This is a genomic window from Wolbachia endosymbiont of Ctenocephalides felis wCfeT (assembly GCF_012277295.1).
GTDB lineage: Bacteria > Pseudomonadota > Alphaproteobacteria > Rickettsiales > Anaplasmataceae > Wolbachia.
The window spans coordinates 137153-163478 of sequence record NZ_CP051156.1 but is presented as its reverse complement, the minus strand read 5'-3'; the positions used below and the strand labels follow the sequence as shown (position 1 = coordinate 163478).

The 26326-nt window shown below is 34.5% G+C and carries 24 protein-coding genes, 1 tRNA gene and 5 pseudogenes; 3 read left to right on the top strand and 27 right to left on the bottom strand.

The annotated features are described in order from the left end of the window. Positions 1-20: 20 nt before the first annotated feature. The 3 genes and pseudogenes from tnpC (HF197_RS00885) to HF197_RS00875 all read right to left on the bottom strand — a co-directional run. Positions 21-1381: pseudogene (gene tnpC, locus HF197_RS00885) on the bottom strand (IS66 family transposase). Between the two features lie 196 nt (positions 1382-1577). After that, positions 1578-2174 carry a hypothetical protein gene (locus HF197_RS00880; RefSeq protein ID WP_168463908.1) on the bottom strand — a complete coding sequence of 199 codons (597 nt, stop codon included), beginning with the start codon at positions 2172-2174 and terminating at the stop codon, positions 1578-1580. Positions 2175-2430: 256 nt separating this feature from the next. Next, positions 2431-2589, bottom strand: a pseudogene (locus tag HF197_RS00875) (IS5 family transposase); the annotation flags it as partial. Between the two features lie 67 nt (positions 2590-2656). Here HF197_RS00875 and HF197_RS00870 point away from each other — a divergent pair. Further along, a pseudogene (locus HF197_RS00870) lies at positions 2657-3426 on the top strand (IS5 family transposase). A gap of 18 nt (positions 3427-3444) precedes the next feature. Here HF197_RS00870 and HF197_RS00865 read toward each other — a convergent pair. From HF197_RS00865 to HF197_RS00840, 7 genes and pseudogenes are all read right to left on the bottom strand, one after another. Further along, positions 3445-4245 (bottom strand): annotated as a pseudogene (locus tag HF197_RS00865) (IS5 family transposase); the annotation flags it as partial. A gap of 44 nt (positions 4246-4289) precedes the next feature. Beyond that, positions 4290-5650, bottom strand: a pseudogene (gene tnpC, locus HF197_RS00860) (IS66 family transposase). 217 nt (positions 5651-5867) lie between these two features. Next, positions 5868-5999 carry a hypothetical protein gene (locus HF197_RS07535; RefSeq protein ID WP_256359339.1) on the bottom strand — a complete coding sequence of 44 codons (132 nt, stop codon included), beginning with the start codon at positions 5997-5999 and terminating at the stop codon, positions 5868-5870. Between the two features lie 64 nt (positions 6000-6063). Then, on the bottom strand, positions 6064-6345 hold the full coding sequence (locus tag HF197_RS00855; protein ID WP_218938897.1) for a U-box domain-containing protein: 282 nt from the start codon (positions 6343-6345) through the stop codon (positions 6064-6066). Between the two features lie 97 nt (positions 6346-6442). Next, the gene (locus tag HF197_RS00850; RefSeq protein ID WP_168463905.1) at positions 6443-7543 is read right to left on the bottom strand and encodes a Fic family protein; all 1101 of its coding nucleotides are present in this window, start codon (positions 7541-7543) and stop codon (positions 6443-6445) included. A 251-nt stretch (positions 7544-7794) separates the two neighbouring features. Continuing rightward, on the bottom strand, positions 7795-9144 hold the full coding sequence (locus tag HF197_RS00845; protein WP_168464853.1) for an IS110 family RNA-guided transposase: 1350 nt from the start codon (positions 9142-9144) through the stop codon (positions 7795-7797). Positions 9145-9420: 276 nt separating this feature from the next. Beyond that, positions 9421-9498, bottom strand: a tRNA-Arg gene (locus HF197_RS00840). 136 nt (positions 9499-9634) lie between these two features. On the opposite strand from HF197_RS00840, the gene HF197_RS00835 reads away from it, so the two are divergent. Next, positions 9635-10612, top strand: coding sequence for a quinone oxidoreductase family protein (locus HF197_RS00835; RefSeq protein WP_168463904.1), 978 nt, complete (start codon positions 9635-9637; stop codon positions 10610-10612). Positions 10613-10634: 22 nt separating this feature from the next. On the opposite strand, the gene HF197_RS00830 is transcribed toward HF197_RS00835, so the two are convergent. From HF197_RS00830 to hflK, 3 genes are read right to left on the bottom strand one after another with little or no spacing between them, the layout of a single operon-like run. Continuing rightward, positions 10635-12143, bottom strand: coding sequence for a DegQ family serine endoprotease (locus tag HF197_RS00830; RefSeq protein WP_168463903.1), 1509 nt, complete (start codon positions 12141-12143; stop codon positions 10635-10637). Positions 12144-12146: 3 nt separating this feature from the next. Further along, positions 12147-13019 carry a protease modulator HflC gene (hflC, locus tag HF197_RS00825; RefSeq protein ID WP_168463902.1) on the bottom strand — a complete coding sequence of 291 codons (873 nt, stop codon included), beginning with the start codon at positions 13017-13019 and terminating at the stop codon, positions 12147-12149. Between the two features lie 2 nt (positions 13020-13021). Next, positions 13022-14035 (bottom strand): FtsH protease activity modulator HflK, encoded by a 1014-nt coding sequence (gene hflK / locus HF197_RS00820; RefSeq protein WP_168463901.1) that lies wholly within the window; start codon positions 14033-14035, stop codon positions 13022-13024. A gap of 424 nt (positions 14036-14459) precedes the next feature. Here hflK and HF197_RS00815 point away from each other — a divergent pair, with 424 nt between their 5' ends. Beyond that, positions 14460-15953, top strand: a complete 1494-nt coding sequence (locus tag HF197_RS00815) for an actin-bundling T4SS effector WalE1 family protein (protein ID WP_168463900.1) — start codon at positions 14460-14462, stop codon at positions 15951-15953. 58 nt (positions 15954-16011) lie between these two features. On the opposite strand, the gene HF197_RS00810 is transcribed toward HF197_RS00815, so the two are convergent. The 14 genes from HF197_RS00810 to rpsE form a co-directional block, all read right to left on the bottom strand. Continuing rightward, positions 16012-17331: a M48 family metalloprotease gene (locus tag HF197_RS00810; protein WP_168463899.1), complete on the bottom strand. Its 1320-nt coding sequence runs from the start codon at positions 17329-17331 to the stop codon at positions 16012-16014. 76 nt (positions 17332-17407) lie between these two features. Continuing rightward, positions 17408-18049, bottom strand: a complete 642-nt coding sequence (ribB, locus tag HF197_RS00805; protein WP_168464852.1) for a 3,4-dihydroxy-2-butanone-4-phosphate synthase — start codon at positions 18047-18049, stop codon at positions 17408-17410. 13 nt (positions 18050-18062) lie between these two features. Next, a complete protein-coding gene (gene greA / locus HF197_RS00800; RefSeq protein WP_168463898.1) occupies positions 18063-18557 on the bottom strand; it encodes a transcription elongation factor GreA in 495 nt (164 codons plus the stop codon). 9 nt (positions 18558-18566) lie between these two features. Further along, positions 18567-20108, bottom strand: a complete 1542-nt coding sequence (gene atpA / locus HF197_RS00795) for a F0F1 ATP synthase subunit alpha (RefSeq protein WP_168463897.1) — start codon at positions 20106-20108, stop codon at positions 18567-18569. Next, positions 20105-20665 (bottom strand): ATP synthase F1 subunit delta, encoded by a 561-nt coding sequence (atpH, locus tag HF197_RS00790; protein WP_168463896.1) that lies wholly within the window; start codon positions 20663-20665, stop codon positions 20105-20107. The genes atpA and atpH overlap by 4 nt, the downstream gene beginning before the upstream one ends. A gap of 6 nt (positions 20666-20671) precedes the next feature. Continuing rightward, on the bottom strand, positions 20672-21022 hold the full coding sequence (locus HF197_RS00785; protein ID WP_168463895.1) for a YraN family protein: 351 nt from the start codon (positions 21020-21022) through the stop codon (positions 20672-20674). A gap of 14 nt (positions 21023-21036) precedes the next feature. Then, complete coding sequence (rplQ, locus tag HF197_RS00780) at positions 21037-21447, bottom strand: 50S ribosomal protein L17 (RefSeq protein ID WP_168463894.1); 411 nt, start codon at positions 21445-21447, stop codon at positions 21037-21039. Between the two features lie 7 nt (positions 21448-21454). After that, entirely contained in the window at positions 21455-22519 is a 1065-nt protein-coding gene (locus HF197_RS00775; protein ID WP_168463893.1) for a DNA-directed RNA polymerase subunit alpha, read from the bottom strand. A 7-nt stretch (positions 22520-22526) separates the two neighbouring features. Further along, complete coding sequence (gene rpsK, locus HF197_RS00770) at positions 22527-22913, bottom strand: 30S ribosomal protein S11 (protein ID WP_168463892.1); 387 nt, start codon at positions 22911-22913, stop codon at positions 22527-22529. Between the two features lie 23 nt (positions 22914-22936). Next, the gene (gene rpsM / locus HF197_RS00765) at positions 22937-23305 is read right to left on the bottom strand and encodes a 30S ribosomal protein S13 (protein WP_168463891.1); all 369 of its coding nucleotides are present in this window, start codon (positions 23303-23305) and stop codon (positions 22937-22939) included. A gap of 59 nt (positions 23306-23364) precedes the next feature. Next, on the bottom strand, positions 23365-24006 hold the full coding sequence (locus tag HF197_RS00760) for an adenylate kinase family protein (protein WP_168463890.1): 642 nt from the start codon (positions 24004-24006) through the stop codon (positions 23365-23367). Beyond that, positions 24003-25334 (bottom strand): preprotein translocase subunit SecY, encoded by a 1332-nt coding sequence (secY, locus tag HF197_RS00755; RefSeq protein WP_168463889.1) that lies wholly within the window; start codon positions 25332-25334, stop codon positions 24003-24005. The genes HF197_RS00760 and secY overlap by 4 nt, the downstream gene beginning before the upstream one ends. A 3-nt stretch (positions 25335-25337) precedes the next feature. Continuing rightward, positions 25338-25799: a 50S ribosomal protein L15 gene (gene rplO / locus HF197_RS00750; RefSeq protein ID WP_168463888.1), complete on the bottom strand. Its 462-nt coding sequence runs from the start codon at positions 25797-25799 to the stop codon at positions 25338-25340. A 6-nt stretch (positions 25800-25805) separates the two neighbouring features. Continuing rightward, entirely contained in the window at positions 25806-26318 is a 513-nt protein-coding gene (gene rpsE / locus HF197_RS00745) for a 30S ribosomal protein S5 (protein ID WP_168463887.1), read from the bottom strand. Positions 26319-26326: the final 8 nt, after the last annotated feature.

Here is a 26326-nt window from a genome sequence, read left to right as displayed (position 1 = left end):
TATCCATTCAGGTATATGGCTTAAGAAGCAATAGCCAGTAGGTTTTGAAAAGGATTTAACTTCTTTTGCCTCCAAGTCAAGTACAATGAAATTATCCTCTCAAGAAACATATTTCCCCGTTTCGATTGTGTAAAATATGAAACTTTTCGGTAAACAACGTAATGCCGAATCTGTCGCTCAGCATAGTTGTTTGTCAGTGGAATATTTTCTGGATCGTCCAAAAATTTCCACATCATCAGATCCGATTTCATGATATTTTTTGCTACTCGAGACGCTCCAATTGCCTCGGGTAAATTTGATATATTCTTTAAGTAATATCTCGTTCGCTTGCGTAATTTTCTTGCTCTTCTTATGAACCTTAATGTGTCTATTTCATCCTTTAACAGAGCTTTTTTCAATGCAAATAATTCAGTAGCAACATTCCTTAAATAATACCCCAAAACTTTCACTTCGCTATTCCAACTATGAGACAACCTTTCAAAATCTCTTGCTAAATGTGCCCAACAGACCTGCCTTTTCTTGCTGGAAAAGTAGTTGTAAGCTGCATATCTGTCGGTCACTACTAGGTTGTTATTCTTTCCAAATTTACTATTTTCCAGGACTTTCATCCCTCTTGACTCTGTCAATTTGATCACACTTCCTATTTTGCTCGCAAACATCCAGCACCAGCCCTGTTTACCTTTGTTGTAATGGCTAGTTTCATCGATATGTAAAATTTTGCTCTTGCTTACCTCTTCCTCAATTTGCTCATATGCTTCTTGGCATTTTTCTGCCACTCTAGCCTCGCTATTTGATACACTACCGACGCTGATATCCAGGTTGAAAATGTCCTTTATAATATTTGCCACTTCTTTTTTCGAATTCTTGTAAAATCCACTTAATGCTGTAATTACTGACTTAACTCTTGGACCAAATGTGTCCGCAGTTACTCCTTCTTGTAGCTTGCTACTTTTTCTTTTTCCACATCTTTTGCAACGTCCATGCTCTAGTTGATATTCAACTACATACGGCTTGATTTCCGGCAAATCGACCTTTTGATGAGTATACGGATCTTTTGATACCGCAATTTCTCCTCTGCACTCACACGTATTGGGCAGTTCTATTTTTACCATCTCATCTGCCTCCATTTTAGGGCGGTAACTGCCTTTATGTCCAACCTGTGCTCCTACTTTCCTGTCACTTTTTGGCTTATTTTCCCTCATCTTATATAATTCTTTGGAGCTTGGTATAGATGAATTTTTTGAACTTAAGCCAAGCCTTTCTTTTAACTCAGCGTTTTCGATCCTTAGCGCTTTATTTTCTGCTTTAAGCTCTTCTATTTTTGTTTCTAACTTTTCTATAGTCTGCTTAAACTTTTGCAAAATTCTAAAAGATCAACCATATTACCTCACAGCCACTCTAGTTTACCTTTTTAGCATTCCTTGTCTACTCTTTATTTTACCGCCCGGCTGAATGGATACTTCATATTTTACACAATCGAAACGGGGAAATATGTTTCTTGAGAGGATAATTTCATTGTACTTGACTTGGAGGTAAAAGAAGTTAAATCCTTTTCAAAACCTACTGGCTATTGCTTCTTAAGCCATACCCCTGAATGGATACCTAAGTTTATGCATATGACTTACTATCTTTTCAGCTACATCTTTCACACCCATATTTGAATTTTCTATTTCAATAGCACCAGGTGGTATAAATAAGTCCTTATTTCTAAATTTTTCTACAACGTTTTTTATCTTTCTATTTTCCTTTTGCATTTTCAATTCAATACGCTTTTGTAGTGTAGGTAAATTGCACTTAAGTATCACAGGAAGAAGCTTGGCGTTCATTTTTTCACCAAGCCTTACTATTGAGTTGTATATACCTGTACTATAGTCATTATTTTTTATTAACTCATTAGTAAAGATGTAATTTTTTGAATCAATTGGGTAGGCTTCTATTACTTGAAGCATAACCTGCACAATATTATATAACCTATCTTGAGTTTCCTTAGAATGCTCAAAAGCCTCATCGTATATAGAACAAGTTCTAACATTACTGGATAGGTCGCTACTTACAATTAATCCATCTATTGCGTTTGATAACTCAATTGCTGTGGAAAGTTTACCACTTCCTGAAAAACCTATTATGTATATGAAAAATCCTGTTAGCTTTTTATTTGTATTAATATGTAACATATTATTTTCACTATTAAAATTTACATTTATAATAACATAAAACTTAAGCTTTAAAACATCTGAAATATTATATAGAAAATTATTTTTATAATTAATATATTATGGAATATAAAAATAGATAAATCTTTTCCTTTTAACTTGATCATATAATCAAGTCATAGTATGATAAAAGGACTACGTAGGTGTCATTTCAGCGCGTGATGCTAGAATGGCTTTGTTGCATCGCTCTTTGGATAGGAGGCAATGCATAATAAATTCATGAAGCTATCTCAAATTTAGCCATGCCTATTTCAGTAAATTTGTTCAGCAAATAACACTTGAGTAGCATTTCTTTCTCACGGTTAATCTCAGATTTGTTCCTAAAACTAAACCCAAATGTTTGCTTCAGTCGCGAGAAAAAACTTTCTATATAAGAAGGTGTCTGCAAAGTATGTAGAAAAGTAGAAAAAAGGACAATTATGTGATACAAGGATAACTTTAACATGTATCCAAGTGACATAAAAGACAGTGAATGGGAAATTTTAAAGCCATATTTTGAGCCAAAAAAGACAGGTAGACCAAGAAAACACGATATTAGAACAATTATTAATGCAATAAGGTACGTAATGAGAACAGGCTGCCAATGGAGACAATTACCTAAGGATTTCCCACCATGGAAGACAATTTACAGTTGGAACACACGACTAAAAAACACTGGAAAATGGCAAGAAATACACGATATTTTAGTAAAAAAAGTAAGGGAGGTAGTTGGTAAAAGAGCCACACCATCAGTTGGAATAATTGACAGCCAATCAGTAAAAACGACTCAAAAAGGGGGGCCAGAGGTTACGATGCTGGCAAGAAAATAAAAGGTCGAAAACGGCATATTATTGTAGACACGCTAGGACTCGTGATTACGGCAGATGTACACAGTGCAAGCATCCAAGACCGCGAGGGAGCTTTAGATCTTCTGGTAAAAGCAAAACAAAAAATACCAACATTACAGAGGTTTTTTGCTGATCAAGGATACACAGGTAACCTTAAAAACAGATGCTTAATAAAAACAGGATGTTTATTTACAATAGCAAAAAAAGCTCCTAATATTGCGGGATTTGAGGTTATACCGAAGCGTTGGATTGTTGAAAGAACTTTTGCTTGGCTTTCCAATTTTAGGCGTATGAGTAAGGATTATGAGCATTCTCCTCAAACTTCGGAAACCAATATTTTCTTTAATATGACTACTATTATGCTTACTAAATTAGCTAATTCTTGAGTTTGCAGACACCTTCTAAGATCTCTTCCCATAATTTATCTCTTTTTTCCACTTCTTCATACCATCTTCACCATATGACTTTATGAGCTTGATTGTAGAATTTCTCTCAGCCATATAATCCAGCTTTGGATGCTCCACTGCATTGTTTTGCAGAGGAATTTTTGTCTTTATGCCAAGCTCATTGCACAATTTGTATAACTTCTTTCGATTATATGCTCTGTCTGCATATAGTGTGCTTATATTGTATTTAGCATTAGCCCTTGCAATAAGATCACAGGCTCCATAGTGGTCAGAATAAACTCCACTACTGTATTTTGCAGCTATGACTTTTTTGCTACCTATCTCCAGCATTACATGCAATTTTCTTGTTTGCTTATAGCCACGGTACTTTCTATCTGTACCGTTTGCCTTACTATGGCCTGGAATATTATTGTAGATGCTTATTCCAGTGCTATCTATGGCGATCTCAATATTTTCCATACTGTTTTTATCATGTCTTCGATCATTAATTTTTAAGTTAAGCTTTTTGAATCTTCTGGAAGCCTGGGAATAGCTGATAACTTGCAAATTTTTTCCTATTTGCTCAAGGTATCCCGCTATAAACCCCACCGTTTGTCTTAGGCCTATTCTAAACAAATAAGTTATTATGTGAATTAGAATTACGACTTTATCACTATAAATATTGTTGCTACCGGCCATTTTGGGACTTTTTTCGTACCAATTTTCTATGGCATCGTTGACGTAATAAAAAATATTTCCTCTTTCTTGGAGAAATTTGTTATATTCGTAGCAGTTACTGACTTTCATTTTGACTGGCATATTTTTCCTTTGTCGGTTAAATGGTATCCATTCAGGTGTATGGCTTAAGAAGCAATAGCCAGTAGGTTTTGAAAAGGATTTAACTTCTTTTGCCTCCAAGTCAAGTACAATGAAATTATCCTCTCAAGAAACATATTTCCCCGTTTCGATTGTGTAAAATATGAAACTTTTCGGTAAACAACGTAATGCCGAATCTGTTGCTCAGCATAGTTGTTTGTCAGTGGAATATTTTCTGGATCGTCCAAAAATTTCCACATCATCAGATCCGATTTCATGATATTTTTTGCTACTCGAGACGCTCCAATTGCCTCGGGTAAATTTGATATATTCTTTAAGTAATATCTCGTTCGCTTGCGTAATTTTCTTGCTCTTCTTATGAACCTTAATGTGTCTATTTCATCCTTTAACAGAGCTTTTTTCAATGCAAATAATTCAGTAGCAACATTCCTTAAATAATACCCCAAAACTTTCACTTCGCTATTCCAACTATGAGACAACCTTTCAAAATCTCTTGCTAAATGTGCCCAACAGACCTGCCTTTTCTTGCTGGAAAAGTAGTTGTAAGCTGCATATCTGTCGGTCACTACTAGGTTGTTATTCTTTCCAAATTTACTATTTTCCAGGACTTTCATCCCTCTTGACTCTGTCAATTTGATCACACTTCCTATTTTGCTCGCAAACATCCAGCACCAGCCCTGTTTACCTTTGTTGTAATGGCTAGTTTCATCGATATGTAAAATTTTGCTCTTGCTTACCTCTTCCTCAATTTGCTCATATGCTTCTTGGCATTTTTCTGCCACTCTAGCCTCGCTATTTGATACACTACCGACGCTGATATCCAGGTTGAAAATGTCCTTTATAATATTTGCCACTTCTTTTTTCGAATTCTTGTAAAATCCACTTAATGCTGCAATTACTGACTTAACTCTTGGACCAAATGTGTCCGCAGTTACTCCTTCTTGTAGCTTGCTACTTTTTCTTTTTCCACATCTTTTGCAACGTCCATGCTCTAGTTGATATTCAACTACATACGGCTTGATTTCCGGCAAATCGACCTTTTGATGAGTATACGGATCTTTTGATACCGCAATTTCTCCTCCGCACTCACACGTATTGGGCAGTTCTATTTTTACCATCTCATCTGCCTCCATTTTAGGGCGGTAACTGCCTTTATGTCCAACCTGTGCTCCTACTTTCCTGTCACTTTTTGGCTTATTTTCCCTCATCTTATATAATTCTTTGGAGCTTGGTATAGATGAATTTTTTGAACTTAAGCCAAGCCTTTCTTTTAACTCAGCGTTTTCGATCCTTAGCGCTTTATTTTCTGCTTTAAGCTCTTCTATTTTTGTTTCTAACTTTTCTATAGTCTGCTTAAACTTTCGCAAAATTCTAAAAGATCAACCATATTACCTCACAGCCACTCTAGTTTACCTTTTTAGCATTCCTTGTCTACTCTTTATTTTACCGCCCGGCTGAATGGATACGGTTAAATGCCTGTTTATAATGAATTTTGTCAGTAACTGCCAGTTCTTTTTACTTTAGCTATGCAACAAAGCCTGTCCAGCCATCCTTATTTGTAGCATTAATATCAGCACCATCATCTAGTGCCTGCTTTACATCATCTAAATTCCCCCACCTATTGTAGCAAATAACCTTCTGTTTGCTTTTTCTAGCAAGATATTGTTTATTGCTTTGTTAATTCTTCCTTTTTCCTCTTCCTCTAATGTCCCAAAACGCTTATTAAAAAGCCCCAATAATACCTCTCCTATTTCTTGTTTTAAACGCTCGTTTGGTACAACGTCTCTTTTTACAGGCTTTTTAGTAAGTGGATTTTATCTGGTCTCTTTTCAAGTGTTCTTCAATGTCAGACTTCTCAAATGCCTGTTGTGATGATTTTGATCCATCCACATCCTCCAAATTGACAGGGTCTAGCAAAAGAGACCTTGTTATCGGACAGATAAAATTATTTTGTAAGAAAAATTCATAGTTTTCGTCACATATCTTTTCGACATGTTCACATATTAGACGTTCATCATCCGTCAATCGATTTTCATCATCATGGTAGTCTTTAAGAATGCCGTGTAAAACATCACCTCGCAAATTTCCTGGCATAATTTTATCTCTATAAATTAGTAAATATATTAACAAGTATACGTACTAATCGTTGAATTTGCAAGTATTTTGCATGTTATATTAATTACAATATATAATATTTAAGTAGAAAATGGACAGTATGCAAAGGACAGCTATTTGGTTTTATATCTTGTTCAAGAAGTTCCAAATAAGGCTCAAATCTATAAAGCTTATTACGTTTTTTATTATCGTCATCTTCCACCAATATTCTAGCTTCAATAAATTGTAGAATAAGATTATTTACTGTATTATATGCTTTATTTAGTTTTTTGCTTAACTCCTTAATATTTATGATTGGAAGTTGAAAAAGTATGTTTAATGCCTGCAGAGCTGTTTCACGGATGTTGGAGAAATGTTGGCTTACTTGTATCGTATTAATTAAATCCCTTTCTAATTTTTCAATATTTTTAGCTCTACAGTAGGCGTCAAAGCAGCTATCTTTTATTGCATTTAAGTAATATTCGATCCATCCTTCAAAATCACCATGAGTTCTTACCCTATCTAAATATCTGTAGTAATCAAAGTGATTCTTTTTAAAATAATAAGATGGATAAAGTATTGGAGTTGACAATAAACCGTAATGAATTAACAGTATAACAATCAGAAGCCTTCCTATCCTTCCATTACCATCTATAAACGGGTGAATAATTTCAAATTGTACGTGCACTAGTCCTGCCTTTATAAGTGAAGGCAATTCGTTGTGAGTTTTAATGTAGTCTTCTAAGTTACTCATTAGATTGATCACTTCTGATGCAGGGGCAGCAATTAGATCGCCAACACGCACAGAATCTACACGGTATTCACCACTACTTTCATCAAGACGCATTAGTTCTTTGTTAGCAGCTAAAATGGTTTGTGATATAGTTGAATTTTTTATCGAATTTAACGCTATATTAAGAGCTTTGGTATAACTTATCACTAATTGTGTTTGCTTGCTCGGTCTTGTCAACGATATTTCTTGAGTAAAAACATCAAGTAGTGTTGTGTGTATACCTTCAATAGCTGAAGAAAGTAGTGCTTCTTTTATTATGTAAGCTTTGACAAACCTTTCTACATTTGGTAAACGCTCAGCCATCTCATTTAACTGGCCAAGTTTTATCATAGCTTCTCCATGAAGAATAGCAATGTTATTACTAAAACTAAGGGGAGGATCTTTTGGTGGCAATGGATATGGAACAAAGTGTGCTAGTTTACCTATATATTGGTAATATACAGATTCGCGCACTATTTCAATACATAGATCTCAATTGAAATAATTATACAAAATTTTATTTTATATTTCAAGATAAATAGCATTAATGAAATATGAATGCATAATCACATAAGCATAGAGCGAAAAAATTTAACTTAAAGTAGCATTTTTTTGAGTTAAATATTTTTTTAAGAAATAGGAGAGAGATGAAGTTCTAACTTCTCCTAAGAAACTCCCTCAATTAGTTCTTCTTGTTGAATCAAGATATAACCAAGTTCCCGTGCCTTCTTGACCAAGTTTTTTACAACTCTCTCTTTATAACATGTTTCATAATATTCCATCCCTTTTTCCACATACTCCTGCCCGTATTTCAACATTTGATAAAAGATACATGCTAATTTTCTTGCCGTCGCAGTAATTGCTTTTATTGGTCCTAGTCGTTTTTTTAATTTCCTACAATACGCACCTAATGCACTCTTACTACCTCCCACAGAATAAGCAGCCATTCTAAAAGCATTTGTAGCGCGGTTAATAACTTTACGAGTTTTTGTTCCTAATACTTTTTCCCCTGTAATCTTATTACCAGGGCTGAGTCCCAACCATGAGGTAAAATGCTTTTCTGATCGCCATTTACTATGATCAATACCAACCTCTGAAATAATAGTTTGCACAGTTAACACATCAAATCCAGGAATTTTGGTAAAATCTGTACCAGTTACCCGATACAATTCTTCACGCAAAGTGAAGTTTGGTCTGCCTCTTCTAGACTTATTTTTTTCCCTACCTAACTCTTTACTTTCATCAGACTTCGTTTCCAATGTTTTATAATAATTTTCTATACTTTTATCACATTCAATTATTTTCTCTTGAAAAAAATTATATGTTTCATATTCTTGCTTTAATACAAACAAATGTTCTTCTCTATAATCGCCTGTTAATGCTTTTGCTATAGTAGCCTTATCATTCTTCATATTCACACTTCTAAATTCAGCTAATTTTTCAGGATTCCTTTCACCTTCTACTATTGCTTTAATAATTTGCATTCCTGTAACACCAGTAATATCGCTTATAACTTTATGTAATTGGATATTCATTTGTATTAATGCCTTTTGCATACGATTGATATGTGTAGATGCATTTTCAATTAGGTTTTTACGTTGCCGAACATAACCACGTAATACACACATTTGATCATCTGGCCTAAATGATCCTTGAATCAATCCATAACTATGTAGCTGTTGAAGCCATTGGCAATCCTGGACATCTGACTTTCTTCCTGGCACATTTTTTACATGTCTTGCATTTGCCAGCTTTACCTCAAGTCCATATGTTTCAAGTACTTGGAACAAAGGAATCCAGTACACTCCTGTTGATTCCATAGCTATTGTAGTAACTTTGCACTTCTTTAACCACTTTGCTATATTATGAAGGTCTTCTGTAAAGCAGCTAAATTTTTGTATACGTTGCTCATCTCTTCCCTCTGGCACACATACATAATGTACAGCTGAACCAATGTCTATTCCTGCTGCGTTAGGGTTCATTACTTCTAATTTACTTTTTTTTGCTTTTTTCATGGCTTTTTTCATGATAGCTCCTATAATTTATAATAAGTAAAGCGCTTCAGCTTGGGGCGGTTGATAATACAATCTCCTAACCGAGGTAGTCTAAAAGACTCCATCAATGATCTGACCGTTCCTCCAAAACCACGCTAAACGACGGGCACTTATGGCACCAGTGAAGATTACGGTTATAACTGCAGAAGCGCTTCCTATAATTATACTTAAAAACTACTAAAAACTTAAATTGGGAGTTTTTTCCTGATTTGACAGATTTTTCTGTTCGGTGCTATATGGTGCACCCTGAGCGACTTGAACGCCCGACCTTCTGATCCGTAGTCAGATGCTCTAATCCAACTGAGCTAAGGGTGCTTACATGCAGTTAACTCTAGCAGATTCTAAAGATTGATTCAATTGGTTTGGTTAATATATTGATGGTAAAGACAATAACTTTGCAAGATATCAATTATTTAGATAATATGATCAATGTTTTCATTTTATATTCTTTATGACTAAAGCTGTACAAATCAAAAAAACCGGAGGACCGGAAGTATTGGAATTTGTAAGTAAGGATATAAGCGAACCAAAAGGTGAAGAGGTTTTAATACGTCATACGGTTATTGGTTTAAATCGTTATGATTCAGAGCATAGAAAAGGTACACGTACAATTAAAGACCTACCATCAGTACTTGGAATGGAAGCAGTGGGAGTTGTTGAAAAGCTTGGCAAAAACATAACAGGTGATTTAAAAGTTGGAGATAGAGTTGGATATTGCACAGCACCACCTGGAGCATATTGCGAGAAAAGAATTATACACCTGAAATACCTAATAAAAATCCCAGATGATATATCAGACGAAGTCGCAGCCGCAGTGTTGCTAAAAGGAATGACAGCTCACTATCTGGTCAATCATTCTTACAAAATCAAACCTGGCGCTTTTGTGTTAGTTCATGGCGCAAACGGTGGATTAGGACAAATGATATGCCAGTGGGCAAAAGAGAAAAAAGGCGTAGTGATAGGCTCTGTAGGCCATGATGAAAAAATTAAGGTAGCTTTACAGAATGGTTGTACGCATGCAATAAACTACAACGATAAAAACTTCACTTCTAAAATCATGGAGATTACAAAAAATCAAGGATTAGGTGCCGTGTATGACCCCATAGGCTACGCTACAAGCAAAATTTCCTTTGAATCCTTAGGTAAGTTTGGTATTTATGTTTCCTATGGCCAAATATCTGGAGCTGCCCCGATTAATTTTTCATTACTTAGTTCACGGTCATTATTCGCAGCCGGCACTTCAATATATCATTACAAGCACGACAGATTCATATTATTGCTTACTGCAATGGAAATCTTTGAGATGCTGAGAAAAAAACTTTTAACTGTACGAATAAACAAAAAGTATAAATTTAATGAGATAATTCAGGCTCACCACGATATGGAAAATAGAAAAGTAAGTGGATTAAATATTATAAAAATTGCTTAAAGTCCAATTTGCACAAATAAAGTTACTTCTTTAGTTTAATTGATGTAAAAAACTGATTTCCACTGCGATAAATAAGCAACATTATTGAGTCTTTACCATTTTTCTTTGCCGCTAAATCCACTTGATTTTGAAAATCACCAGTATTTTCTATATCAGCACCGTCTAATTGAATTATTATATCTCCTTTTTTAACACCACGTAATGTTGCATTACTGTTATTATCCACGTTAGTAACTATCACACCTTTTGCAGGTACATCACCTTTACTCTCTTTTAGGTCATTCGGCAGATTTGAAACAGTTAAGCCGGTTATACAATCAGATGTTGATTTGCTCTCTTCCTGATTAACCTCTTGGCTGCCGCCCGTAAACTCTCCAACCGTGACTTTGATGCTAACTTCTTTTCCTTTTCTAAGTAGTCTAACTTGCACATTTTTCTCAGGTCCAGCTCTTGAAACCATTTGAGGTAATTGCGTCATTCTATCAATTCTTTTGTTATCAAACTCCAACAGTATATCACCAACCTTAATCCCACCTTTTTCCGCAGGGCTATCCTTTACTATACTTGCAACCAATGCACCTCTTGTCTCTTTGAGACCAAGGGATTCAGCAAACTCCTTTGTTATAGGCTGAACTTGCACACCAAGCCAACCATGTTTTATCTTCTTGCCATTTTTCAGTGTATCGATAATTGTCATAGCTGAATTAGATGGTATTGCAAAACCTATACCAACATTACCACCGGATTCAGATGGTGAGTAAATAGCAGTGTTAATCCCTATAACTTCTCCATTTAAATCAAACAATGGCCCACCTGAGTTGCCTCTGTTGATTGCAGCATCGGTTTGGATAAACTCACTCATATCACCAATGCTAATATCTCTTGATCTTGCAGATACAATTCCTGTGCTAACAGAACCACCCAAACCAAATGGATTACCTATTGCTACAACAGTATCACCTACTCTTGCTTTATCAGAATCACCAAATGCAACAAAGGAAAGATCTTTGTCAGACTTTATCTTAAGCACAGCAAGGTCAGTTCTTGCATCATAACCCAAAACTTCTGCTTTGAAATAAGAGTTATCACTCATAGTTACAGTGATGTCTTTGGCATTTTTAATTACATGATAATTGGTTACGATAGTTCCACTTTTATCTATAATGAACCCTGATCCAAGCAATACTACTTCTCTATTAACACTTGGACCCTTATCCATAAAAAACTGATCAAAGTGTTCAAAAAATTCTCTAAAATCATCGAAAAAATTGTTTCTTGGTGTAGACGGAATTCTAGTTCTGCTATTATTTTCTTGTTTAACAATTTGTTCACTTGAAATGTTTACAACCGCAGGAATAAGATTTTCCACTAAATCAGCAAATCCATGATTGCAATTACATGACGCTGTAACTTTGTCTTCCCCCAAGGGAGCTTCAATCTTTTTCGCACCCCAATTGAACATATCAGCATACGAAGAAAACGAAATTAACAAACATGCAAAAATAGATAAAATAAACTTCTTACTTTTCATAAACTATTTCCATCCCTTATTTAAAATATCCAAAAAACTATTATTTGGTGAAAGCACAAACTTAGTATTTTTTTCAGAAAATGATTTGCTATAGGCATTCATAGAGCGATAGAAGTTATAAAACTCTTTATCAACCCTAAATGCTTCATTATAAATTCTAGTTGCTTCAGCATAACCACGCCCTCTTATTTCAAGAGCTTCTTTTTCTGCACTTGCAATAATTTCTCTTTTTAATTTATCAGCTTTTGATTTAATTTCTTGTCCAGCTTGCTCACCTTCTGCCCTAATTTCTTTCGCTTCTTTTTCCCTTTCAGTTTGCATACGGCGGAATATTGCAGAGCTATTCTCATCTGGCAAATCTGCTCTCTTAATTCTTACGTCTATTATTTCTATACCAAACTTTTCAGCCTCAGAGTAAACTCCACGTTGGATTAACTGCATAACTTCAGATCTTTTTTCATTGAGTAAACTAATAAGAGAGAATTTACCTATATTTTCTCTTATATGAGCTTCCATAATTGGATATAATCTTCTAATTAAACCTGATTCATTCCGTACAGACTGATAAAAGACGACTGGATTTGTAATTCTATATTTCGCATATGCGTCCACTATAATACGCTTCTGATCTGCAGTGATTACTTCTCTTGGAATTTTATCAGGACTTAAATCTAAAACCCTTTTATCGAGAAACTCCACACTATTGATAAACGGCAATTTAAAATATAAACCGCTTTCCCTTACATCTCTTACAACTTTACCAAGCTGAATTACTATTGCTTGTTTTGACTCTTGTACAACAAACATTGAACCAGACAAAACAACCAACAATGCAACAAATACGGAAGCAAAAATAATTTTTACACTACGACTCATGATTATTTCCCTAAATTTGTGAGAGGTAAATAAGAAAACATGCCCTTCAAGTCATCAGTGATGACAACTTTATCGACTTTATTAAAAATGTTTTCCATAGTTTCAAGGTAAATGCGATTCTTCACAAGAGAAGGATTTTCTTTATATTCTTCATAAAGAGATAAAAAGCGATTTGCGTTACCTTTTGCTTCATTGACTATTTCACTTTCATACGCCTCAGCATCTAATTTTATTCTTATCGCTTCACCTCTTGCTCGAGGTACGATGTCATTGCTATAAGCATATGCTTCGTTTATAGTGCGTTCTTTGTCTGCACGAGCACTTTGAACATCCCTGAATGAGCTAATTACTTTTTCTGGCGGATCAATTTTTTTCATTTGCACAGATAAAACTTCTATACCCATCTGGTATCCATCAAGAATCTGCTGCAATAAAACTCTTGTATCTCTGGAAATTTCCGGCCTACCCTGGCCAAGGGCAAAAGAGATTGTATTTTTACCTATTATCTCCCTCATAGCACTTTCAGCAGCATTTTTAACACTGAAACCAGGTCTGTAATCACGGACTTTGAACAAATAATCTTTAGCATTACTAACGCGCCATTGGACCTCAAAATTAACATTGACTATGTTCTCATCTCCAGTCAACATCACACCCTCGCCACGATCTACATCTCGACCGTAAGAGCCGCTTATTCCAATCTCTTCACGGTTCACTTCCTTCACATTTACTTTATAGACCTTGCCTATTGGAGCAGGAAAGTGATAGCGCAAACCAGATGTTTCCGTGTTAGAATATTTTCCGAAAGTAAGCTCTATACCCTCTTCACTAGGATGAACAATATAAAAACCCATGCAAGCATAGAGCAGTAAAACAACAAGCACGATCAAATAAGGCTTTTTACCCATATTCTTAGTTAATCCACTAAAGAACCATTTTACATCAGATACAGTCTTATTCAGCACATCTTCACTGTTTGCTGCTGACTTTTTATCAAGATTCCAAGGATCAAACATAATTGTTCGCTCTATAATTAATACTTTAATATTACTTATTTAATAAGAAAAGGCAAACACAAATTGTTCTCCATTTTCAAATCAACTGCCAAAATGGAAGACATGATCATACACTTCCTTTTCTCTATGTAACACGGTTGATTCTATTGAGTGCTCTGGCTTTTTTTTAAATTCTCCATTGCTATTCTTTAAGTGCACTACATCTTCATGAAAATTACCGTAATTTTTTAACGATAAAACCACTAATGCTACAGTAATTATTAGAATCAATATTTTGTACCTCATGCACTTTAAAGTCTTCTTTACCTAAGCTAACACGTCAAGCAAAAATTTCCATAGATAAACAGCATTAGCAGTCAATTTAATACTAAGTTAAGAATTGAAAATATACAATTATAATATGTTTATTAATAGTGAGGTTAAAATGATAAACGGTAGTAAACAAATAGATTCTGATACAATTCAACAAGCTGAACAGGCTCAGGAAAATACATTGACTGAGTCATCTAAAGGTTCAAACGATACAAAAAGCTCAAACAATCCAAGTGACAGGAATAATGCATTCACTAAGTTATTCGGAGAATCAATCAAAGGTTTTTCTCAATGGCCACTTCAAAAGAAAGTATTCGCAGTGAGTGCAGCAGTTATAATATTTGATGCAGCACTTTTACTTTCAGTTGCCGCTTTAACGATTGCTACACCTATTGCAGTAGCTGCACTTACTTTGTTTTTTACTGCAAAAGCAATTGAATATGCATTCAAGATGGTAATATGGTCAGCAGAAAAAACATATCAAGGTGCAAAGAAAATTGGGCAAAAAGCAAAAGAGGCCGTTGGACATGGTGTAAATAAGGTAAAAGAAGGTACAAGCAGAGCACTAGATCGCTCTGGCAGTTTCCTGAAAGAAATTGCTCACAGTAATGAATACTCTATGGAGTCTGCATTTGTACAAGATTCGCTTGAAAAGCACGGGATAAAAGAAGTAGTTAATGATACAATCAAAATTATTAAAGCGAATAATTCTTCTGTACCTTCCAAAATAAAATCTGCAATACAGTCTGCAATAAAGACAAAAACAGAAGAGTTACAAGGTAAATATGTTCCTGACGATACAGGAAAAGATCGTAGCTTAGAAGTGAAAGGTGATCAAAAAAAGCAAAGTAGGATGGTAGATCGCTTAGAAGAAACACTTACAAGTAGCATTCTTGATACAAAACAACTTTCGTTAGTTACTGAAATTTTCTCTCAATATAAGGATGAAATAAGAAATGTGTTGGATGACTATAGCAAGAATCCAGACAAATATCCAAAAGAACCAACATTTTCTAGGAAGATATCTGGATCTATATCGTCATCATTCTCTTCACTGAAAAAAAGATCTGCTAGCACCTCGTCTGGAAGCAGTTTATCAGGTGTAAGTTCTATAAGCGCTGATAGTACTGTTAACAGTGAAGCTGGGTTAGTGAGTCCTGAGAAGCCTACGGAAGTAACAACATCTTCTTCCTTCAAAAACAAACTAAAATCATTGCTTGTAGGCACAAAAACACCAAAGAAAGCAGCAAAAGATACTAGCATAGAATATCAACGTGTATCTGATTCGGATAGTATATCATTAACTAGTTCAGGTAGCAAATCATCTGCAACAATAAATAGCGCTGGATATAGAAGCGCTGGACATAGTAGGCAATCAAGTCGGGATAACGCATCTCGTGTTGAATTTGAGTTAGATAGTGGACGTGGTTCTTCTCCAGAGGAAAAATCAAACTCTTTCGTATACATAAACTCTCCTTCTGAACATGTTATACGAGATCGTCTAAATAGTTTGAATAAAACAGGTCTTCGTGCAGATGATGTGTCGCCTTCCACGCACATTAGCGTTGCAGCCGAAGTTCATCAACCACAAGTTGTATCTAAATAAACTACCAACTTTCTCTAAAAGAGTGTTACTCAACGAGTAACACTCTCTTCTCTCTTATCTATTTATTTTTTTGCCATAAAGCTGAATGTACATTATAAAATTGCCTCATATCTTCAATTTGCAATAAATACGGGCTATCCTTTGGTAAAGTCTGAACAGCTAATTCAGCATATTTTGCAAATTGCTTTAAGTTACCTTCAATACAAGCCTTTTTTGTCAAAGCAAAATAATGCATTGCCGTATTAGCATCACGCTTATATGCAATACTTAAATACTTCCAAATAAAAGCATTATTTGGCTCTGCACTTAAAATCTTCTCGAGGTAAAAAATAGCCTTTTTCGCATTACCACTTAACAGCAAAGTGTGAGACAACGCAAGTTTGACTAAATAACTATTACCATCAGATAAATATTTAAGTGATTCTTCATATGCTTCTACCGCCTCATTTAACCTTCCTACTTTGTATAGCATTTCCGCTTTTAACTCATATAGATAAGGATCATTGCTTGACTTCTGAATCAATGAATTTACTCTGCTAATAGCCTCTTCTATTCTACCCTTTCTATAACAAACTATAGCGTTTACGTATTCAGAAACTCTTTCATTATCCTCATACTTACTAGATAGAACATGAATAGGAGAAAAAAAGGAATCAAGCTTTGCAAGCATGCGCTCAAATTTAAGTAACTTATCCACAGAAATTGGTTTTATATTATTTTTAACTTTATAATGCTGTACGGCAAATACGCGTTTATCACTAAGCGGATGAGTACGAAAGTATGCATCGGTATTCTCATGCTCAAGACTTTTAAAATAATCAAAAACTTCCTTCATACCCGAATTATCATAGCCAGATTCATCGAGGTATCTTAAAGCATAGCTATCTGCCACATTTTCTTGTTCCTGGGAATAATTAAAAAATAGTCTAGAGCTCAGTGATATGCCACTTAGCAAAATTGCACTAGCAATTTGGGGATTAATCATAACGGTCGACACTAACCCCACCATATAACTAATCATTGCTATTGATTGAAAATAACCCATAGCTCCTCTCATCTGCAATACATGACCAGCAGATATATGGGCAATTTCATGTGCTAATATACCCAGCAGAACGTTAGGTTTAGTCGAATATCGTAAGAGCCCTAAGTGAATAAAAATGCTATTATTATTCACTACAAAAGCATTAATTGAATTATCATTAATTATGAAAACTTTTATTCGATCGCCATCAATATCTGCAGCAGTAAATAAAGGTTGCGCTAGCTCTTTCACCATTGCTTCTACTTCACTATCTCTAATAATACCAGCAGAATAAGCATTGCTACAATAAACAAAAAAGAACAATAACATTAAAAATTTAGCAATTTTAAGCATGAAAATTTTGTATTTGTATAATCTGTGAAGACTCTACATTCTAGCACTAAAACTATACAAATTTATAAATACTAGTTTAATTTTTAACGTAGCTAACAAGTTTGTCAATTGTAGTTAACTTAATTTTATGTTGTTCAGCAAATTTAAGCAGCTCAGGTAAGCGCATCATAGAACCATCATCATTTACCAACTCGCATCCAACAGCTGCATGACTTAAGCCAACTAATTTTGCTACTTCAACGCTAGCTTCAGTATGACCATTGCGTACTAATACTCCACCATCATTTGCAATAATAGGAAAAACATGACCAGGAGTAATAATATCGTCTTTGGTGCTTTTTTCATCAACAGCAGTAAGTATTGTATGTGCTCTTTCACTAGCAGACACACCTGTTGTAATACCATAACGTGCATCGATTGACGTAGTAAATGCAGTATGGGGTATAAGCTTTTCATCAACATTACTTCTCTTCATAAAATCAAGGTCTAATCTTTTCATATGAAGCTCTGTCATGGCTAGAAATACAATACCAGTACCATATCTTACCATAAAAGCAATATGCTCTGGCTTTACTTTTTCAGCTAAAACAATTAGATCCCCTTCATTTTCTCTATTTTCATCATCAACTAGTATAAATAACTTACCAGCTCTTGCATCTTCCAACACTTCCTCTACAGAAGAAATTCCTTGCACATCGATCAGTATATCACTATCCATTTGTGCCATATATTTATTTAAACTCAATTTTAACTATTTTATATAACTTCTCTCCACTTGGCACAATAACCTCCACATATTCTCCAACTTTTTTGCCAATTAAAGCACTGCCCAGTGGTGAACTAGTAGATATTAATTGTTTTGAAACATCAGCTTCATATTCACCAACAATTTTATAAACATATTCTACTTCAGTATCATCATCATTCAGCATACTTAGCGTAACAGTTGCACCAAACATCACTGAATCACCAGATAAATCTTTTGCTTCTATTACTTCTGCATGTGAAATCTTATTCTCCACTTCCATTATACGACCCTCAATAAAGCCTAACCTCTCACGTGCAGCATGATATTCTGCATTCTCAGATAAATCACCTTGATCACGCGCATCGGAAATTGCCTGAATCACTGAAGGCTTTTCTTCCTTTAATTTTTCAAGCTTTGCCTGCATTTGCTCAAAACCTTCCTTTGTTATAGGAAATTTACTAATAATGGACGAAGCCATAATCACCACCTAAACATCATTAAACTGAGTAACAAAATTACTCACAATATTAAAAATCTCATTTTTTATATCATCACTCATGTCATTTGACAACTTTTTTAAAACGTCAGGACATGCAGCATGAAAGTAACCTATCAGATCATGTTCAAACTTATTGATATCATTTAACTGCACCTTACTTAATTGCTCATATAAACTAGAGAAAATATACATCAGTAACACTTGCTCCTCTACTGGTATAGGAGAATGCTGCTTCTGTTTTAATAATTCCACAAGGTACTTTCCTTTATTCAGAGCTAATTGAACACTTGCATCAAGATCAGAACCAAATTTTGCAAAATCTTCTAACTCCCTATATTGAGCTAAACTTAGCTTTATAGAACCAGCAACCTTCTTCACAGCTTTTAACTGCGCAGCAGAGCCAACACGCGAAACTGACAAACCTATATTCACCGCAGGGCGGAACCCTTTATGAAATAATTCAGACTCAAGGAAAATTTGTCCATCAGTAATTGAGATAACGTTAGTCGGTACATATGCAGACACATCACCAGCTTGAGTTTCAATAATCGGTAAAGCGGTTAAAGACCCTTGCCCTTTCTCATCAGACATTTTAGCAGCTCTTTCAAGCAAGCGGGAATGCACATAGAATATATCTCCAGGATAAGCTTCACGACCAGGAGGACGTCTTAACAATAAAGACATCTGTCTATATGCTACAGCATGCTTCGATAAATCATCATATACCACTAAACAATGCATTCCATTATCACGGAAAAATTCCCCGATAGTACAACCAGTATATGGTGCTAAAAATTGCATAGACGCGCAGTCAGAGGCACTAGCCACAACTACAGTAGTATATTCCAATGCTCCACTTTCTTTTAGCTTATTCACCACTTTTGCTACTGTTGAAATTTTTTGTCCAATAGCAACATAAACACAGTAAACCTTCTGCTTTTCATCCACTTCATCATTAATCTTTTTTTGATTGATAATAGTGTCAAGCGCGATAGTTGTTTTTCCAATTTGCCTATCACCAATAATTAACTCACGCTGCCCTCTTCCTATTGGAATAAGTAAATCTATAATTTTAATTCCCGTTTGCAACGGTTCATGTACAGATTTACGATCAATAATTCCAGGTGCTTTTGATTCTATATCCATTCTGCTTTTAGCGCTAATTTCCTCACCACCATCTATAGGCTCACCCAATGCATTAACAACTCTTCCTAGAAATTCATGTCCTACAGGCACTTGCACAACGTCGCCACTACATTTTACAATATCTCCTTCTTTTACATCACGCTCATTACCAAGAATTACTATTCCGGCTGTATCATGATCTAAATCCAGAACTATTCCTTCTCTACCACTTGCAAAAAATACCTTTTCACCGAACTTCGCTTCTTTCAACTCATAAACTAAAGCAATACCATCGGCTACCGAAATAACTTCACCTATATTTTCTCGCTTTATAGGGTTATCAAATGCCTCAACCTTCTCCTTAAGTTTATTTACTATTTCAGAAGCATTCACATCGTTTTTCATACAAAATTCCTTACTTTCAATATTTCTGTTTTACTCAAATTGACTAACCTATCTAAGTAGCTTTTTAGCGAAGCATCAATCAAATTAAAGCCATACCTAATCTCAAAACCACCAAGAATAGAAGGGTCTATGACAGAGCTTACCTTTACTATTTTACCGAGAAAACTCAAAGATTCAGTAATTATTTTTATATCTGATTCTGTTAAAATCTCTGCTGATTTTATAGTAATCTCAAGCTCATTTTCACTTTCTCTTACAAAACCTAAGAATTTTTCTAACACAGGGATTAACAAACGAGAACGTTTATTTACAAACATAACCATTATAAACTTCATTACACTACCGCTTAAGTGCTCTTCCATAGAAAATATTATTTCCTTTTTGGATGCAAGAGAAGTTATAGGACTATACAAATGCATTAAAACACCTTGATGATCTTCAAAAAAAGCCAACAAAAATTCTACTTCTTTTCTTATGTCTCTCAGCTTACCTTCTGCAACATGAAATAACACCCTAGCATAAGACGAAACCAAATTATTGTAATGAGTCCTTCTCATAAATCTTTACTCTTCAACCCAAGCATTTTTTATATAAATAGGCCATTTCCTTAAAGAAAGAAAGCACAAATCATATCTAATTGCACAATCTAAAAAATTAAGATTCCTACTTAAAAAATACTTAGAGGAGTTTACAATAGATCGGCATTGATAGTCAGATATTGGTATTACTTGCCAAAATAAACTCGTTTTAACTTCTATAAAAATAAGCTCCTTTTTTTTAGATGCAATTAAATCTACTTCACCAAATTTACAACGATAGCGATGCTTTACAATATTATACCACTTTAGCTTCAAATATGTCAAAACTAATAATTCACCAAAGTAGCCTATAAAGTAGCGCAAATTATTCATCATTAACAACTGATAAATTAATTTTGTGTTTTACTTTTATTATAGACTGCACCTTTTGCTGCAGTGTCCCTATCTACTAATTCTATTACTGCTATTGGAGCACAATCACCTTTTCGAGTACCAAACTTCATTATTCTAGAATACCCACCATTACGATTCTGATAGCGACCAGCTAAAACGTTTAATAGTTTATCCACTGCCATCTTATCGTTATGAAGACGTGCAAGTAAAAGCCTTCTACCATGCAAAGTATTCCTATTTTTAGCAATCGTAATAAATTTTTCCACATATGGACGTAATTCCTTAGCCTTTGGTAAAGTAGTTACAATCTGCTCGTGATTAATTAATGAGATAGATAAATTTTTCAACATTGACAACCTATGCTCAGTATAACGAGATAGCTTACGTTTCTTTATTCCATGCTTCATATATCACCTAATCTTGATCTACATACTGCTTAGCCAGTTCATCTATATCTTTAGGTGGCCAATTTGGCACATCCATACCTAAAGATAAGCCAAGATCCGCTAAAGCTTTTCTAATCTCAGTTAAAGATTTCCTTCCAAAATTAGCAGTTCTTAACATATCACTTTCTGTCCTACGCGCAAGATCACCTACATAAACAATATTTTCATTCTTTAAACAGTTGTGTGACCTAACAGATAAATCCATCACCTCTACCTTAAGTAATAAATTAGGACTATAGCCCAGTTCCTTAGATACGTTAGATGAAGAAGCAATTGGCTTTTTATAACTGACATCAGAACTAATTAAAGGCTGAAGTTGCTCCTGTAATATCCTTGCAGCAGAATCAACAGCTTCACCAGAAGAGATTGTACCATCAGTCTCAACTGACAATATTAACTTATCTTTATCAGTAACCTGACCAACACGACTATTCTCTACTTTATACGAAACCCTACTTACAGGACTATATAACGCATTAACTGGTATAAATCCTGTTAAATCTTCTTCATTAATCAGTTTTAAAAACTCATTTTCCTTGTATTTAGTTACAGGAAGATAACCCGTTCCAGCACCAACATATATGGTCATATTAAGCTCTGCACCCTGACCTAGCGTACATATCAATAAATCTTTATTAATTATAGAACACTCATCATCAGCTTCTATCATGCCAGCCAACACTTCACAAGGACCCTTAACACTCAAATTCAAGCATTTATTAGAAACTCCATCTAATAATTTGCACCTTAACATACTCATATTTAATACTATATCAGTGACATCTTCTCTAATTCCTTGAATGGAAGTGAATTCATGCGTTATTCCCTGAATCTTTATTCCATAAACAGCACTACCCCTCAGAGAAGATAGCATGATACGCCTCAATGCATTACCCAATGTTAAAGCAAAACCACTCTCTAATGGCTCTAAAACTATATCACCTTTTTCACTTGAATCTCCCAATATCACCTTAACTGCATTAGGCTTAATCAGCTTATCTGCATAGAAAGAAACATTATCACTATAAGACATAAACAACCTATACTCTTCTTTTTTTTCTTAATCTGCATCCATTATGAGGAATAGCAGTTTTATCTGCAATTGAGGTAACCGTTAATCCACAGCTTTGAAGCGCCTTAACCGCAGCTTCAGCACCAAAACCAGGACCACGAATTACTACAGAAACAACCTTCATATCAAACCTGTCTACTGCATTCTTTCCAGCAGATTCTGCAGCCTTACCTGCAGCATAAGGCGTAGATTTTCTTGCACCTGAAAAACCATATGCACCTACAGAAGTTTGATATAATGTATTACCTTGAACATCAGTCACATTTATAAAAGTATTATTAAAAGTTGCACGAATATAAACAACTCCAGTAATAAACTTTTTTGCACTTCTACCAATCGTCTTGACTCTTTTCATTAAAATTTACAACAACAACAAATTTATTTTTTTCCAGCAACAGGCAAACGAGATCTACCCTTACGAGTTTTAGCATTAGTATGAGTTCTTTGACCCCTTACAGGCAAACCTTTCCTATGCCTCACTCCTCTATAACACCCTATTTCAACCAGAGACTTTATATTCATGGCAACTTCTTTTCTTAACTCACCTTCTATAGTATAATTTTGCCTAATAAAGCCACTAATCTTCTCTATATCCTCAGAATGCAACTCTGAAATACGTTTATTCTTATCAATCCCGCAAGCATAGCAAATTGTATTTGCGGTAGCAATACCTATGCCATATATATAAGTTAATGCGAAAGGAACGCATTTCTTCACTGGAACATTTACACCTGCAACACGTGCCACTTGTACCCCGATACTTTATTAATAATAACTCTTAATTTATACCATAAAATAACTTAGAGTCAAACTAAATTATAAGAAATTTTACTTTCAATCTCTTGTGTTACTTCATCAACACCCAAATTAGCATTAATTTTTAACAATTTTTCTTTATAATAATCACGCAAACCCTTCATTTGAAGATGATATTCACTTATTCTCTTATTGATCGCTGACATATCAGCATCATCAACCCTCTTCTCCAATCTTGTACTTTTACATTTAACACAAATATCACCATTAAAAGAAGATATACTATATATACTCTTACAATCCAAACAAACAATACGATTTTTTAATCTATTGATCGCAATATCATCATCAAGCTGCAACTCGATTACAACATCAACATCCCTATTATATTTTTCTTGCAAAACTTGCGTTAAAAAACGTGCCTGATTAAGATTTCTTGGAAAGCCATCCAATAAAAGCCTATCACCTATTAATTCAAGCTGATCCTTTAGCAACTTACATATAATTTCATCTTGAATTAAATTACCAGATTCGACAATACCCTTAATTTTGTTGCCCAATTCACTGCCGCTGGATATAATGTTCCTCAACAAATCTCCTACTGAAATTAGCTTTAAATCATATTTCGCTATTAGTAAATTTGACTGAGTACCTTTACCAGAACCGGGAGGGCCAAAAATTGTAATGATCATTTTACCAATTTTCCCTTTTTAGATTCATATTTTTTTATCCAATTATCATATCTACTTGAAAAAATATAAGATTGTATTTGAATAATAGTATCAGTAATTACACTCACTATAATTAACAAACTAGTTCCACCAAAAATAAATGGTATGTCATAATGATACCTCATCACTTCAGGCACAGTACATATTACTACTAAATATGCAGACCCAATAAACGTCAATTTAAAAACTATATTCTGGAGATAATCAGCAGTATGTTTTCCAGGCCTTATACCAGGAATAAAACCGTTGTTCTTTTTAAGAAAACCTGCATTTTCTTCTGGATTAAATATAAAATTAGTATAAAAAAAGTTAAAAAATACTATGAGCGTCAAGTAAGCTATTATATATACCACTTTATTCGCCATAAAGTAATTTAAAATAAAATCAGCAACAACATGCCCTTTATAGAAATTTGCAATTGAAATAGGGGTTAATAAAAGTGCATTAGCAAAAATAGTCGGTATTACACCAGAGAGATTAATCTTCAGTGGAATATAAGTAAAATCATCATTATGTTGTTGTTTAAATTGCTTTTTAGGGTATTGCACAACTACTTTTCTGTAAGACGATTCTACAAAAATGACTAAAAGTAATAGAAAAAAAAATAACGCTAAAATAGATAAAACAACAAACAATGATATGCTGCCGTTTTTATTCAAAGCCAAGAGAGATGATAAAGCTCCATGCAGTTCTGAAATTATGCCCGTAAAAATAATTAATGAGATACCATTACCCACACCACTAGCACTAATTCTCTCACCAAGCCATATAAGGAACATAGTTCCACCCAAAAGGCTAAAAACACCAACCGTACGAAACATAATACCAGGCTCGATTACAACTAATACCCCTTCCCTATTCATTCCCTCTAATCCAACTAGAATTGGAATTGATTGAAATATACAAAACACTATGGTCATGTAGCGTATATAAGAATTCATCTTGCGACGACCTAACTCTCCATCATTCTTTACTTCATTGATTCCTTTAACAGCAGAAGACAGCAATTGCATAACTATAGATGCAACTATATATGGCATAACATTTAACGCTAAAATCGTCATTCTAGCTAATGCACCACCAGAAAATAAATTGAATACTCCAAAAACACCAGAACCTTCTTTAGGAAATATATCGTTAATTACATCAAGATTAATTCCAGGAATAGGAACATAAGTACCCAAACGATAACAAATTAAAGCTATTAATGTAAAAAATATATGCTTTAACAAATCACTTTTATATAATAACGCAGGATCTAGGCTATTAAATGCTGATTTATTACTCATGATTTATGATAGTATTTCTACACTACCACCAACTGAAACGACAGCTTCTTTCGCGGCTTCTGACACAAAGTCAACATGAAATACAAATTTTTCACTTAAACTCCCCTTGCCAAGAAGCTTAATCTTATTTTTAACAGATTTTATAAAACCTAACTTATGCAACGTTTCTTTATCTATAACAGAACCTTCAGCTATTTTCTTAGCTTCTATTAAACGCTGCACATCAACAAGATTGATGATAGAATATACATTTTTACGTATAGATCTAAAACCTCTTTTAGGTAAGCGAGTATATATAGATTGCTGCCCACCCTCAAATCCATTTATGGAAACTCCACTTCTAGCTTTTTGTCCCTTATGACCTCTACCAGATGTTTTTCCTTTACCACAACCAATGCCCCTGCCTAGCAACTTAGGTTTTTTTTTCTTAGGCAAATCAGTAAATATAGAATTTAATTTAGTCATATCCTACTACCTATTTCCAACTATCTCGCTAATCTTTTTGCCTCTCTTACCTGCTACCTGACGAGGAGATAGCATACTATTAAAAGCTTCAAATACCGCACATATCACATTATGAGGATTATTTGATCTAGTAGACTTAGCAACTACATCTTTTATGCCAAGAACTTCAAAAACAGACCTCATCGCTCCACCAGCAATAATACCTGTTCCAGCTCTTGCTGCCCTTAAAGTGATTTCACCAGAACAAAACTTAGCTTTAATATCATGATGCAAAGTCCTACCTTCACGTAAATAAACCCTTATCATCGATTTTTTTGCAGCATTTACAGCTTTTATTCTCGCTTCAGCAACTTCTGCATGTTTACCTATTCCACAGCCTACTCTTCCCTTTTCATCTCCAACAACAACCAATATTGAAAATGAGAACCTTCTACCACCTTTGGTAACTGTAGTTACCCTTCGCACTGAAACTAAAAGCTCCGATAAATCGTTATTATTTTGTAAATTTTTTACAGCCATATCTCCAA